Here is a 13,299-nt window from a genome sequence, read left to right on the forward strand (position 1 = left end):
ACCTTGCCCCCTAAAAATGAGGACAAGGAGAAGATCATGAGCACCTCCCGATTTACCGAAGATTTCAAGATTGACGCGATCAAGCAGATTACTGAGCGGGGATATTCCGTTAGTGATGTTTCGCAACGATTGGGCGTCAGCACACATTCTCTTTATGCTTGGATGAAGCGGTATTCAGCGTCTCCTGGTAGCGCAGCAAGGGACGATCAATCGTCCGAGATCAGACGATTGAAGCAGGAACTGGCGCGTGTCACCGAGGAGCGTGACATCCTAAAAAAAGCAACCGCGTACTTCGCCAAGGATGCAAAGTGAGGTACGCGTTCATCAAGGCACATCGCGTGCAGTTCAGCATTCGTGCCATGTGTCGGATGCTTTGTGTTCATCCGAGCGGATTTTACGCCTGGCGCAAGAACCCTTTCAGCAAAAGATCCTCTGAAGATCAGCGGCAGACTGAGTTGCTCAAGGAAGCGTGGCAGGATAGCGGCAAGGTCTACGGTTATCGCAAGCTGCACGATGACCTGCGTGATCAGGGTGAGACGTGCTGTCCGAACCGTGTAGCCCGACTGGCAAGGCTGGCAGGGATTAAAGCCCAGATTGGCTATAAACGCCGCGCCGCCAAGTATGGTGGTCGGCCCTCAATAGCTGTCGATAATACTTTGGCACGCCAGTTTGATGTTGCCACTCCTGACAAGGTCTGGGTGACCGATATCACCTACATCAGAACCTATGAGGGTTTCGCGCATCGCCTTTGCAGACATCCGATCGGATGAGAAAAAGGAAAGCGCATCGCGTCTCTCAAGGCCGCTGTTGCCTATTACGCTAGCCTCGGCATCATCATCGTCGAGAGGGTCATGACCGACAACGGACCGTGCTATCGCTCCAAGGCCTTCAACAAAACCTGTGCCGCCTTGGGCGTGTGCCACGTCTACACAAAACCCTATACCCCGAAGACAAATGGCAAGGCCGAGCGGTTCATCCAGTCCTCGCTGAGGGAATGGGCATACGCCAGAGCGTATCAAAACTCAGAGCAAAGAGCCGAGGAACTGCCATACTGGCTCCACCATTACAATGGGCACCGGCCTCACACTGCGATAAAAGGAAAACCACCCATCAGCCGATCAGGCCTGAATGTGAACAACCTTATGAGACTCCACAGCTAGACCATTCCGCGCTTGCGGCCACAATATTCTCAACACTTGAAGACGCGATGGGTGCGCTTCACCAGCAAATTGTGGATATCGCAGAGAGTGCCAACAAAGATCGACCGCAGATTGAATGGGATAATCTCTTCGTTGGAAAGGTTAGGCGACCGGTGCTCTTTCTCGGCCAAAGCATGGTATATCTACCAACATCAGCGGGTAAGCAAACACCTACACCTCTGAAGATGCTTGTAATGTATGGCGCCAATGGCTCATTAGATACCATGGCGAAATGGCTCTCAGAAAACATGAATGCATGCAGCACTTGTTGCGCGGGAACTTGGATGTAAACGGGTGGCCTATTCAGCTGCAAGGTGTCTTATGAACCTAGAACAGCTCAATAATCTGCGCCACGTGAGCTGCCAAATCATGAGCGATCCGCAATTTCCAAGTAGCGAGCATTTGTGACTTTACGTCATGAGTGGCAATGCGGAAGCAAACAGTTCAATGTATACAATATTCATTACGTTGTTTTGCAATAACCTTGATCCATTCTCGACCAATTCTGCGTTTTTCGCATTAAATATGGACTCCTATCTATTTGGAATAAAAGAATAACTGTTTCGCATCAATTGTGGTGCCCGACAGCAGGAAAACGCCGATATCCCCAATGCCGAATTGGCTGATCGGATCGGCCTGTCGCCCTCAGCCTGTTTGCGGCGCGTGGCCAAGCTCCGCCAATCAGGGGTGATCCGCAAAACTGTCGCGGTGATCGACCCAACCCAGGTCGGACGTCCGCTGGGTGCCGTGATCAATCTTGAATTTCATCGCCACGGCAATCAGTACCGCCAGGACTTCATCCGCAAGGTCCGTAAACTTGATGCCGTACGCCAATGCCATGTCGTCACCGGCGAAGTCACCGGGGTGATGATTTTGCACATGCGCGACATGGCGGAATATACCGCCCTTTGCGAAACCCTGTTTGATGCCGATGACAACATCGTCTGGTACCGCACCTATATCATCACCGAAACGCTGAAGGATGAATTCGGACCGGCGATCTAGCCCCAACGTGAATGTCATTGGTCGATATGATCAAGATCATGGACGCGCCAACCGGATCGCGATAGTTTTTGGCTTATGAACAAGCTGCTCCATATTTTCATGACCCTGTGTTTGCTCAGCGCCTCGGTCGCGGGCATGACACATATATCTGCTATATCTGCCTCGGCCTCCGCAATGCCGATGTCAGGGGCCGGCATGTCTCATGGAACCATGGAACAGATGATGGCGGATTGCGATGATTGCGCGGCGTCGCCACAGGTGGCCGATGCCTGCGATATCATCTGCGCTGTTCCGGCCGTGATTGCCCGCAAGGAACCGCTGGCAAACCTCCTTTCGGACAAGCAGCTTCATATCCTGCCCGTGGCCCATCGTGCGGCCGGCATTACGCAACGCCCGGAAATCGCCCCGCCGCGCCTTCTTTCCTGACCCGACCCGGTCTGTATCGGCATTGCCCAAAGACCGGCCAAGTGCGCACGCCCTGACGAAGGTGCTGCGCGCCAACCATTCCGGCATGTGCAATGCCGGGAAACTGTCATCTGTCAGGAAAGTCATCCTCATGAAGAACCTTTCCACTTTGCGCCCGTCACGGCGCCGTTTCTTGCAAACGCTGGGTGCCGGTGGCGTCACCGCCGCGGCCCTGTCTGCCGGTCTGCCCGCCATGATTCCGGGCTTCGGGCGCGGCATGGCCCACGCCGTTGAGACCGGGGGCGTCCAGCAAGTGACCGCCGCACCCGCCACGGCCCGCCTTATCCCCGGGGGTGCCATGTCAACACCAGTATGGGCGTTTAACGGCACGGTGCCGGGCTCGCTTTTGCGCGTTAAACAGGGCGAAGACGTCCATGTCCGCTTTGAAAATCAGCTTGCGGAGCCCAGCAGCATCCACTGGCACGGGGTCCGTGTTCCCAATGCCATGGATGGGGTGCCCGGCCTGACCCAAAAGCCGGTCGCACCGGGCGACACGTTCGATTACCGCTTTAACGCCCGGGATGCCGGGACCTATTGGTATCATCCGCATATCAATTCACCGACCCAGCTTGCCCGCGGCCTCTATGGTGCCCTGATCGTCGAGGAGGCCGATCCGATCAGCGTCGATCGGGAATTTATCTGGCTGATCGATGACTGGCGTCTTGGGGAAAATGGCGAAATCGATCCGGTGTTTAACGCCGGGCACGATGTTGGTCATGCCGGGCGGCTGGGCGGGCTTGTCACCATCAATGGTGTGGCAAATCCCGATATTTCGGTGCGCCCCGGCGAACGGATCAGGTTGCGCATGATCAACACGGCCAATGCGCGGGTTTTTGCCATCGATTTTGCGGGTTTGGCACCGCATCTGATTGCCCTTGATGGTCATCCGGTCACTCCGCATGTGCCGGACCTGCCGGTCTTTTTGTTCGCACCGGGCATGCGGGCTGATTTTATTGTTGATGTCCCACCCGATGCCAGTGGCCTGTTTTCCCTGATCGACCGTTTTTATGACGGGCTTGAAAACCCGTTGGCAAGCCTGCGGGTTGCGGGGAATCCGGTGCGCGGTGATATCGCGCAAACCAGCATGACCCTGCCCGATAACCCGTTGCCCGAACCCGATCTGCAAAATGCCCGGCGCGAACAGTTGCTTTATACCGGCGGCATGATGGGCGGTGGTGTGCTGCGTCATCTTGTCGAAACCGGCAAAATTGATGCCGGCTTCCTTGGGGAAGTGCGCGGCATGGCGCAATCAATGATGGGCATGATGACCGGCGGCGGTATCTGGATGGTCAATGGCCGCGATCCCGAACGGGATGAACTTGGCCCGCTCTTTTCACTCGGCCGCGGGGAAAGCTGTGTCGTGACCGTCACCAATGCCACGGCCTGGTATCACCCGATCCACTTGCATGGTCATGCCTTCCGTGTGCTTTCACGCGACGGGCAACCGACCCGTTATCAGGAATGGCAGGATACCGTCCTTCTTGCCCCGGCAGAACAGGCCGAAATCGCGTTTGTTGCCGACAATCCCGGCGACTGGATGCTTCATTGCCACATTCTCGAACACAAATTCGGCGGCATGTCCGGCTTCATCCGGACCGCCTGACCGCCCCAATGCTGCAATCGAAAAACGACAGGATCAAAACCATGAAACGTTTCTTTGCATTTATGCTGACCCTTGGTCTCGCAACGATGAGTTTGACCGGCCACAGCCACGCCAATCCCTTGCAGGCAAAAGTCTACAAGGATCCCAATTGCGGCTGCTGTGCGATCTATGCCGATTATCTTGTCGCGCGGGACTATGAGGTCGAAGTGATCGAAAGCGATCAGGTTGTTCAGATGTCACGCATGATGGGAATTCCCGAAGAAATGCAGGGCTGTCATCTGACCATGATCGAAGGCTATGCCATTTCCGGGCATGTCCCGTTAGAAACCATCGACCGCATTTTGGCAGAACGGCCTGAGGCCAAGGCATATACCCTGCCGGGCATGCCGATGGGCTCGCCGGGTATGGGCGGCGTCAAGAATGCCCCGTTCGAAGTCTATCAGATCAAGGACAGCACCGCCGAGGTCTACGACATCCGCTAACCGCCTGTAAGGCCCGGCCCCGACGATGGGGCCGGGCCTTATAAGTCGAAATTATGCATGACATTGCCCTTAAAGTTGCGCACAGGGCTTGCGATCTCGCCGCTATAGGCACACACTCTATGTATCGCCTGCTGGGAGTCCTTTGATGCTCCTCGCTTGCAAGTTGTACATATTCGACTGACCCGAAAGTGGTAGGTATCAGCGCTTGGAAATTTGCTGCGGCGCGGTAAGATTGAGGCAGGATCTGAGCAAGGCTCGTAACGACCTTCGCCCGATCTTTGGAAACGTAATCAGGATTAATCGGAGGATCTCATGACCGACGTCGTAATTGTGGGTGCCGCACGGACACCAATCGGCGCATTCAGTGGCACGCTGGCCAATACACCGGCGCACGATCTGGGTGCTATTGCCATCAAGGCTGCACTCGAACGCGCAGGTGTCGAAGGCGATGCTGTTGACGAAGTGATCCTTGGTCAGGTCCTGGCAGGTGGTCAGGGTCAGAACCCGGCACGCCAGGCCGCCATTGGTGCTGGCATTTCTGATCGTACAACCGCGTTTCTGATCAACCAGGTTTGTGGCTCGGGGCTTCGTACCGTTGCCCTTGCAGCCCAGCAGATCATGACCGGGGATGCCAATATCGTCGTTGCCGGTGGTCAGGAAAACATGTCGCTTTCGACCCATGTCGCGCATCTGCGCGCCGGGCACAAAATGGGCGATGTAAAATTCATCGACAGCATGATCAAGGACGGCCTGTGGTGTGCCTTTAACGGTTATCACATGGGCAACACCGCTGAAAACATTGCCAAGAAATGGGGCATTTCGCGAGAAGAGCAGGATGAATTCGCGGCTGCCTCCCAGAACAAGGCCGAGGCCGCCCAGAAAGCCGGTCGTTTCAACGATGAAATCGCCCCGGTAACCATCGCGCATCGCAAGGGTGAAACCATCTTTGATGCCGATGAATATCCGCGTCACGGCGCCACCGTCGACGGCATGGCCAAACTCCGCCCGGCCTTTGATAAGGAAGGCACGGTGACGGCTGGTAACGCATCGGGCATCAATGATGGCGCGGCCGCCCTTGTCGTTATGTCGGCGGCTGAGGCATCCAAGCGTGGCCTGACCCCGCTTGCGACAATCAAAAGCTGGGCGACGGCGGGTGTTGATCCGGCAATCATGGGTTCCGGCCCGATCCCGGCCTCGAAAAAGGCGCTTGAAAAGGCCGGCTGGTCGGCCGCCGACCTTGACCTGATCGAAGCCAACGAAGCCTTTGCCGCCCAGGCGATTGCGGTTAACCGCGACATGGGATGGGATACCGATAAGGTTAACGTCAATGGTGGTGCGATTGCACTTGGCCATCCGATCGGCGCATCCGGCGCCCGTGTGTTCACCACATTGCTGCATGAAATGCAGAAACGCGATGCCAAAAAAGGTCTGGCGACGCTCTGCATTGGTGGCGGTATGGGGGTTGCGCTTTGCGTTGAACGCTAAGCGACCTTTTGCCGGAAAATAACATATGCGGGGCGTCCTCTTGATGGGGATGCCCCGTTTGCATTGATGCAGAATTTGCTGCAGTGCGACGAAAGACTAAGGGCTTTTGTAGAATTCGAGGATGGAGAAGTAATAAAGTTACGTATATAACGCAATTTATGGATTAAAGTTACGCAAGTCGTAGAAGGGCAAGCTACGGAAATCGCGATGATGACACGTTTGATGAACGAAGTTTAGGGAGGCGACCATGACAAAAACAGCACTGGTAACCGGTGGAACACGCGGGATCGGCAAGGCAATCAGTCTGTCACTCAAGGACGCGGGCTACACCGTTGTGGCGAACTATGCTGGCAATGACGAGGCCGCCAAGGCCTTCACCGACGAAACCGGCATTGCGACCTATAAATGGAGTGTCGCGGACGCCGATGCGTGTGCCGCGGGCATCGCCAAGGTCGAAGCTGAAGTCGGCCCGATTGACATTCTGATCAACAATGCCGGCATCACCCGCGACGGTTTCATGCACAAGATGGAGACCGAGCAATGGAACGCGGTGATCGACACCAATCTGAGCTCGCTCTTTTACATGACCAAACCGGTCCTTGAAGGCATGCGTGCACGCGGCTTTGGCCGTGTCGTCAATATTTCCTCGATCAACGGGCAGGCCGGTCAGTTGGGCCAGACCAACTATTCCGCTGCCAAGGCAGGCGTGCACGGCTTTACCAAGGCGCTTGCGCAGGAAGTCGCGCGTAAGGGGATTACGGTCAACACCATCGCACCGGGCTATATCAATACCGACATGGTGGCAGCCGTTCCGGAAAAGGTGCTTGAAGGCATCATCTCCAAAATCCCGGTCGGACGACTGGGCGAGGCAGACGAAATCGCCCAGGCGATCCTCTATCTCTGCGGCCCGAATTCCGGCTTCATCACCGGCTCCTGCCTGTCGATCAATGGCGGTCAACATATGTTCTGATGTTTGCCTGTTGAGTAAAGCATAATAAACTAAGTAGGACGCTCCGCTGAGATGCGGAGCGTTTTTTTACATTGGTCTAGGCTTGTGGAGCTTAGGCCCGTGTCTCACTAATGCAACAACTTATTCATTAGGTTGTATAAAATTTTTTGTCTGTATTGTTTGTTCAATATGTGACTGAGATGTTGGAAGGACAGTAAAAACTGTTCTATAAGCAGGGACAGTTTTGAACGACGCATTACCTGAAAGTGCTAAGTAGATATGCGAAAAGACATAATCATTAAACCCGTCATCATGTGTGGGGGGTCCGGCACGCGACTTTGGCCGCTTTCGCGCAAGGCGTTTCCCAAGCAGTTCATTCCTCTGTATCAAGGAAAGTCCTTGTTCGAGCTTACGTTCGAAAGAGTTGCTCCCCTCGGTGATGTGCTCGCTGTTAGTGGGGATGATTATAGGTTTTTCGTTCAGGAGATTGCTGAAAAATCCGGTGGCAATCTGAAGCAAATTCTGGAACCTTGCGGGCGTGATACCGCACCCGCAATGGCCTTGGCTGCGGCGTTCGCAGGAAGTGCCGATGATCTACTGCTGTTTTGCCCTGCAGATCACTTCATCCCCAGTGCTGATGAATTTCGCACCATGGTTTCTGGCGCTGCAGATCTTGCCAGCGAGGGATGGATTGTTACCTTCGGGGTGCAGCCAAACGGTCCAAGTACGGCGTATGGCTACATCGAAACTGGCGAAGAAATTCGGAGTGACGCGGCAAAATCTGTCCATTTCCATGAGAAACCCGATGTCGAGATGGCATTGCAATTCCTTTCCTCCGGCAGGTTTCTCTGGAACTCGGGCATTTTTCTTATCAAGCGTTCTGTTCTGCTGGAAGCGCTGAAGGCTTTTGAGCCAACTATCTATGAGAAATGCATGGCTTCCATGGCAGGCGTTGAACAGGACGGAGCCTTTTGGCGGCCGGGCCCAGAATTCATCGACGCAACGAAGAAGAGCATCGACTACGCGGTAATGGAACGTGCGACCAATATTGCCGTCGTACCTTTTAAGGGTGTCTGGAGCGACGTTGGCAGTTGGGACGCCATGTTCGCGCTTAGTCATGTCGATGAGCAGAATTGTGGTAAACTCGGTGTCACCGAAAACATCTATTTGATTGATTCAAAGAATACCCTTGTGCATGCTTCGGATCGTCGTTTCGTCGTGACCATCGGGACACGGGATCTCGCGATTGTTGATACGCCAGATGCCCTGATGGTCAGTGCTTTGGATCAGGTGGAAAAAATCAAGGGTGTGGTTTCTGACCTAGAAGCAGCCGGTCGCGCAGAAGTGCAGGAACATCGCCGTGTCGCGCGCCCGTGGGGGGCATATGACAGCATTGATCACAGCGATCGATTCCAAGTAAAACGCATAACCGTCAAGCCTGGCGCAAGACTTTCCCTTCAACGACATAATCATCGCGCGGAGCACTGGATTGTTGTTAAGGGAACAGCACTTGTGACCCGGGATGAGGAAACCTTCCTGCTTAAGGAAAACGAATCAACCTATATTCCCTTGGGCGCAGTTCATCGCATGGAAAACCCGGGGAAAATTCCGCTCGAGTTGATTGAAGTACAATCTGGTACTTACCTCGGCGAAGATGATATTGAGCGTTTTGACGACGAATACGGACGCAAGACACAAGCAAAGAAAGAACTGGGATAAATTCGGATGACCAAACGGGCGCTCATTACCGGGATCACCGGACAGGATGGTAGCTATCTGGCAGAATTTCTGCTGGAAAAGGGATATGAAGTCCACGGGATTAAACGGCGTAGCAGTTCTCTGAATACGGATCGTATTGACCACCTGTATCAGGACCCGCACGAACAGAACCGCAAACTTGTGCTCCATTATGGTGATCTGGCCGATAGCAGCAACCTTACGCGCATCATCAACGACGTGAAGCCCGATGAGGTCTATAACCTCGGTGCGCAGAGCCACGTTGCCGTCAGTTTTGAGGCCGCAGAATACACCGCTGATGTTGATGCACTTGGAACGCTACGTCTTCTGGAAGCCATTCGTTTTCTTGGGCTGGAAAAGAAGACCCGCTTTTATCAGGCCTCGACCAGCGAGCTTTACGGTTTGGTTCAGGAAATTCCGCAAAAGGAAACCACGCCGTTTCATCCACGGAGCCCGTATGCAGTGGCGAAGCTTTATGCCTATTGGATCGCCGTGAATTACCGTGAGGCGTATGGCATGTATGCCTGCAATGGCATTCTGTTTAATCATGAAAGTCCGCGCCGTGGTGAAACCTTCGTGACCCGCAAGATCACGCGCGCACTGGCCAACATCTCGCAAGGCCTTGAGCCATGTTTATATCTCGGCAACATGGATGCGCTGCGCGATTGGGGCCATGCAAAGGACTATGTCCGTATGCAGTGGATGATGCTTCAGCAGGAAGAAGCCCGCGACTACGTCATCGCGACGGGGCGTCAGGTAACGGTTCGTACTTTCGTTGAGCTTTCTGCCAAGGAACTTGGCATCACCCTCCGTTTCGAAGGCGAGGGCGTTAACGAAAAAGGCATTGTTGAGGCTGTCGACAAGTCGATTTCGCCAGCTGTTTCTGTCGGTGATGAAGTTGTCCGAGTTGACGAGCGGTATTTCCGCCCTGCCGAAGTGGAAACGCTTCTGGGTGATCCATCAAAGGCTAAAAACGAGCTTGGCTGGGAACCGGAAATTACCATGGAAGAAATGATTTCCGAAATGGTGGCTCATGATCTTAAGAAGGCGCGCCAGCATCGCTTGCTTCGCGATAACGGGTTTGAAGTTGCAATTAACGCATCGCAGTAAGCTATGAACAGAAAAGTTTTCATCGCAGGGCACAGAGGCATGGTTGGCAGCGCAATTGAGCGCCAACTCAGTTCATGCTCAGACGTGGAGCTCATCCTTGCGTCTAGAGATGAACTGGATCTCGAGAACCAAAGTGCAGTAACTGCTTTCTTCGCACGTAACAATATTGATGAAGTGTATCTTGCCGCAGCCAAGGTTGGTGGCATTCATGCCAACAACACTTATCCGGCAGACTTCATCTATCGGAACTTGTTAATCGAAACCAACATCATTGGTGCGGCTCATAACTCTGGGGTTCAAAAACTTCTCTTCCTTGGATCAAGCTGCATCTATCCGCGTGCAGTCGCACAGCCAATGCAAGAAGACGCGCTTTTGACCGGTGTGCTCGAAAGCACCAATGAACCATACGCGATTGCCAAGATCGCTGGTATCAAGCTATGCGAATCCTTCAATCGCCAGTACGGTCGGGATTATCGAAGCGTGATGCCGACCAACCTTTATGGTCCGGGCGATAACTACCATCCCGAAAACAGTCACGTTATCCCTGCACTCTTGCGCCGTTTTCACGAGGCAAAGGTTTCGGGTGCTAGCGAAGTTATGGTCTGGGGAAGTGGTAAGCCTTATCGCGAGTTCCTGTTTGTCGATGATATGGCCGCAGCCAGCATTCACGTCATGAACCTGGATGATGCGACCTACAAGGCAAATACCAATGAAATGTGCAGCCACATCAATGTTGGATATGGCTCGGATGTGACCATCCGCGAACTGGCGACAGAGATCGCCAGAACCGTCGGCTTTACAGGCGAGGTCGCCTTCGATGCTTCCAAGCCGGACGGCACCATGCGCAAATTGATGGATAGCGAACGTCTGTTTGCAACCGGTTGGCGGCCGTCAGTCGACCTGCAAACAGGTCTCGCGATTGCTTATGACGATTTCCTCAATGGCGAGACCCGTGAAGCTTAGCTAAGCTGATAATACTAGACACACAAGAAAGCGTCCCTCGACTATCGCGGGACGCTTTCTTGTTTTAGTGGTCGGCCAGCGCTAGTTATGCCGCAAGAACCTCTTTCGTCGTGACAATCTTGGCAAAGGCATCGGCCAGCATTGCCAGTTCGTTGTTATGCAGGTCCGCCGCCAGAATGGTTTTACCGGTGAGGGTATCGGGCAAATCGCGGGTTGCGGTGGCGTCTGATACGACGGTGACCTGATAGTCCTTTTCGTTGGCGACACGTGCGGTGGTCGATACGCAAAGATGGGTCATGAAACCCGTCAGCACAACATGGTTAAAGCCACCCTTTTTCAGCAACGCTTCAAGCTCGGTGCCACCAAATGAACTTGGTACGGATTTGGTCAGGACCGCTTCTCCTTCACGCGGCGCAACTTCGGGCATGATCGCGGCATAGGGGCCGCTTGGATCAAACAGGCCTTCTGCATGGTGCTGCACATGGATCACGGTGCCACCCTGATCGCGCCAATGGGCCAGCAGAGTCTGGATATTGGCAAGCGCAGGCGAAAGCCCTGACAGCTTCAATTTGCCATCGCGGTATTCTTCTTGTGCATCAATCACAATCAATGCGGCGTCCTTGGGCGTTCCGGTTGGCAGAACGGCACCGGCAATATCAAAGATGGTCTTTGCAGTCATATCGGGATCCTTTGGATTATGGTTTTGATGCCCCATTATTGATCTGCGAATTTGCATTATCCATCGGCATTAATTCGGCTAATATCTGCAAATATGCAGAAAACCGGAGCGTCAAATGCCCCTTGATTGGGAAGGATTGCGGACCTTTGCACTGGTCTGCCAGGCCGGAAATATGAGTGCCGCCGCCCGTGAACTGGGTGTCAATCAAACCACGGTGGCGCGGCGCATTGCCCGTCTTGAGGAATGGGTGGGCTATAGCGTCCTTCATCGCGATGGCCGGGCTGTTACCCCGACAGCTCGCGCACAGGCCCTGCTGCAAACAGCCTTGCAAATGCAGGAAAACGTCTCAGGGCTTCTGGCGCAGGAGCCGCAGGCGGAAAACGATACCAGGCAAATCAGTGGCATTGTCCGACTGACTGGTGTTGATGCAATCTTGCAAGATTGTGTCGCCCCGCACATGGCGTCCTTGCATCGGCAATATCCGGGCATTGCCCTGGAACTGATCGGGGCCAACCGCAATCTAAGTCTGCCACAACGCGAAACCGATATCGCCATCCGCCTTGCCCGTCCTGAAACCGGCGCGTTTCATATCCGCCGCCTTGGCTGTCTCGAATATGGCGTCTTTTGCAATCCCAATGGGTTGCCTCTGGAGGCACTTGATCCGACCGAACTGCCGTGGATTGATCTTGATGAATTCTTTGCTGATAAGCCCGAACAGAAGTGGCTGGCGGATCATTTCCCGGATCGCAAAACCATCGGCTATGCCAATCGCGGATCGATTATGGTGTCGATGATGGTGGGTCATGCCTGTTGTGCGCTGCTCCCGCTGTGTGTCGGGGCGCGGATTGATGGCCTAACCTTGCTTGATGGCTATCATCCGGTTGGTCGCGAAGTCTGGCTTCTGACCCATCAGGACAAACGCCACCTGCCACCGGTTCGTGCGGTTGCGGACTGGCTGTTAGATATTCTTCTGGATGGGGAGTTTATCAGCCGCCCGTAACCAAGATGTCGGCCAGTTTGCTGAGGCGTGCAACGGTTATGGCATTGGGCAGGTCGTTTGTTTCTGCCTTGGCGCGTGCCCCGTCTTCATCAAAGCCAAACGACCGCCACCGTTCCATCAGGCGCGCACGCAGTTTTTCCTCCGTCACATCCAGATAGATCGACAGATCAAACAGGCCGTGGAGTTGGTTCCAGGGTGTTTGATCAAGCAAAAGGTAATTGCCCTCGACCAGAATGATTTTGTGGTTTGGTGTAATCACCCGGGCAGACCCACGCGATATTTCAAGTGTGCGGTCAAATAACGGGACGTAAACGTCTTCGTTTGGCGTGTCATGAAGCGCGACAAGTGTGCGTTTGAGTCCGCCGACATCGAATGTCTCTGGAGCACCCTTGCGCTCAAGAAGATCGCGTTCTTCCAGAACGGCATTGTCAAAATGAAACCCGTCCATCGGCACCACAGCAGCCCCGGCTTTATCACCCCCCAGATGGTGATAAAGCCGGTCGGACAAGGTTGACTTGCCCGAGGCTGGTGCGCCGACAATGGCAACAAGAATGCGGCCCTTGTCGGCGTGCTTGGCGCGAATGGCGTTTGCCAACGCGTCGAGATCAGGTGTCATGAAACT

General features: G+C 54.2%; 12 protein-coding genes and 2 pseudogenes. 12 read left to right on the forward strand and 2 right to left on the reverse strand.

Annotated elements, in window-relative coordinates:
• Nucleotides 1–36: 36 nt before the first annotated feature.
• From TH2_RS20725 to fcl, 11 genes and pseudogenes are all read left to right on the forward strand, one after another.
• A pseudogene (locus TH2_RS20725) lies at nt 37–743 on the forward strand (IS3 family transposase); the annotation flags it as partial.
• Nucleotides 736–1,160 (forward strand): annotated as a pseudogene (locus TH2_RS05535) (integrase core domain-containing protein); the annotation flags it as partial. The pseudogenes TH2_RS20725 and TH2_RS05535, both read left to right, overlap by 8 nt.
• 606 nt (nt 1,161–1,766) lie before the next feature.
• On the forward strand, nt 1,767–2,204 hold the full coding sequence (locus tag TH2_RS05545) for an Lrp/AsnC family transcriptional regulator (RefSeq protein WP_274517096.1): 438 nt from the start codon (nt 1,767–1,769) through the stop codon (nt 2,202–2,204).
• Nucleotides 2,205–2,399: 195 nt separating this feature from the next.
• Nucleotides 2,400–2,630: a hypothetical protein gene (locus tag TH2_RS05555; protein WP_040822757.1), complete on the forward strand. Its 231-nt coding sequence runs from the start codon at nt 2,400–2,402 to the stop codon at nt 2,628–2,630.
• 130 nt (nt 2,631–2,760) lie between these two features.
• The gene (locus TH2_RS05560) at nt 2,761–4,272 is read left to right on the forward strand and encodes a multicopper oxidase family protein (protein ID WP_008889424.1); all 1,512 of its coding nucleotides are present in this window, start codon (nt 2,761–2,763) and stop codon (nt 4,270–4,272) included.
• 41 nt (nt 4,273–4,313) lie between these two features.
• Nucleotides 4,314–4,754: a DUF411 domain-containing protein gene (locus TH2_RS05565; RefSeq protein ID WP_008889425.1), complete on the forward strand. Its 441-nt coding sequence runs from the start codon at nt 4,314–4,316 to the stop codon at nt 4,752–4,754.
• A gap of 312 nt (nt 4,755–5,066) precedes the next feature.
• The gene (locus TH2_RS05570) at nt 5,067–6,239 is read left to right on the forward strand and encodes an acetyl-CoA C-acetyltransferase (protein ID WP_008889426.1); all 1,173 of its coding nucleotides are present in this window, start codon (nt 5,067–5,069) and stop codon (nt 6,237–6,239) included.
• A gap of 247 nt (nt 6,240–6,486) precedes the next feature.
• Nucleotides 6,487–7,209 carry an acetoacetyl-CoA reductase gene (gene phbB / locus TH2_RS05575; protein ID WP_008889427.1) on the forward strand — a complete coding sequence of 241 codons (723 nt, stop codon included), beginning with the start codon at nt 6,487–6,489 and terminating at the stop codon, nt 7,207–7,209.
• Nucleotides 7,210–7,467: 258 nt separating this feature from the next.
• Nucleotides 7,468–8,907, forward strand: coding sequence for a mannose-1-phosphate guanylyltransferase/mannose-6-phosphate isomerase (locus TH2_RS05580; RefSeq protein ID WP_040822760.1), 1,440 nt, complete (start codon nt 7,468–7,470; stop codon nt 8,905–8,907).
• Between the two features lie 6 nt (nt 8,908–8,913).
• On the forward strand, nt 8,914–10,035 hold the full coding sequence (gene gmd / locus TH2_RS05585) for a GDP-mannose 4,6-dehydratase (RefSeq protein WP_008889429.1): 1,122 nt from the start codon (nt 8,914–8,916) through the stop codon (nt 10,033–10,035).
• A 3-nt stretch (nt 10,036–10,038) separates the two neighbouring features.
• Nucleotides 10,039–10,998, forward strand: a complete 960-nt coding sequence (fcl, locus tag TH2_RS05590) for a GDP-L-fucose synthase (protein WP_040822763.1) — start codon at nt 10,039–10,041, stop codon at nt 10,996–10,998.
• 85 nt (nt 10,999–11,083) lie between these two features.
• On the opposite strand, the gene TH2_RS05595 is transcribed toward fcl, so the two are convergent.
• A complete protein-coding gene (locus TH2_RS05595) occupies nt 11,084–11,677 on the reverse strand; it encodes a cysteine hydrolase family protein (protein ID WP_008889431.1) in 594 nt (197 codons plus the stop codon).
• A gap of 115 nt (nt 11,678–11,792) precedes the next feature.
• On the opposite strand from TH2_RS05595, the gene TH2_RS05600 reads away from it, so the two are divergent.
• Nucleotides 11,793–12,677 (forward strand): LysR family transcriptional regulator, encoded by an 885-nt coding sequence (locus TH2_RS05600; protein WP_008889432.1) that lies wholly within the window; start codon nt 11,793–11,795, stop codon nt 12,675–12,677.
• Here the strand turns inward: TH2_RS05600 and TH2_RS05605 are convergent.
• Nucleotides 12,664–13,293: a nucleoside triphosphate hydrolase gene (locus TH2_RS05605; protein ID WP_008889433.1), complete on the reverse strand. Its 630-nt coding sequence runs from the start codon at nt 13,291–13,293 to the stop codon at nt 12,664–12,666. The two genes, TH2_RS05600 and TH2_RS05605, sit on opposite strands and share 14 nt — an antisense overlap.
• Between the last annotated feature and the right edge of the window lie 6 nt (nt 13,294–13,299).

Origin of the sequence: Thalassospira profundimaris WP0211 (assembly GCF_000300275.1) — a bacterium.
In the GTDB taxonomy this organism is placed as follows: domain Bacteria; phylum Pseudomonadota; class Alphaproteobacteria; order Rhodospirillales; family Thalassospiraceae; genus Thalassospira; species Thalassospira profundimaris.

Bases quoted from the DNA above. Each gene is read 5' to 3' on its own strand.
- TH2_RS05555 (WP_040822757.1), top strand. From the start codon at position 2,400: ATGTCTCATGGAACCATGGAACAGATGATGGCGGATTGCGATGATTGC.
- fcl (WP_040822763.1), top strand. From the start codon at position 10,039: ATGAACAGAAAAGTTTTCATCGCAGGGCACAGAGGCATGGTTGGCAGC.
- TH2_RS05570 (WP_008889426.1), top strand. From the start codon at position 5,067: ATGACCGACGTCGTAATTGTGGGTGCCGCACGGACACCAATCGGCGCA.
- phbB (WP_008889427.1), top strand. From the start codon at position 6,487: ATGACAAAAACAGCACTGGTAACCGGTGGAACACGCGGGATCGGCAAG.
- TH2_RS05595 (WP_008889431.1), bottom strand. From the start codon at position 11,677: ATGACTGCAAAGACCATCTTTGATATTGCCGGTGCCGTTCTGCCAACC.
- TH2_RS05600 (WP_008889432.1), top strand. From the start codon at position 11,793: ATGCCCCTTGATTGGGAAGGATTGCGGACCTTTGCACTGGTCTGCCAG.
- gmd (WP_008889429.1), top strand. From the start codon at position 8,914: ATGACCAAACGGGCGCTCATTACCGGGATCACCGGACAGGATGGTAGC.
- TH2_RS05565 (WP_008889425.1), top strand. From the start codon at position 4,314: ATGAAACGTTTCTTTGCATTTATGCTGACCCTTGGTCTCGCAACGATG.
- TH2_RS05560 (WP_008889424.1), top strand. From the start codon at position 2,761: ATGAAGAACCTTTCCACTTTGCGCCCGTCACGGCGCCGTTTCTTGCAA.
- TH2_RS05605 (WP_008889433.1), bottom strand. From the start codon at position 13,293: ATGACACCTGATCTCGACGCGTTGGCAAACGCCATTCGCGCCAAGCAC.
- TH2_RS05580 (WP_040822760.1), top strand. From the start codon at position 7,468: ATGCGAAAAGACATAATCATTAAACCCGTCATCATGTGTGGGGGGTCC.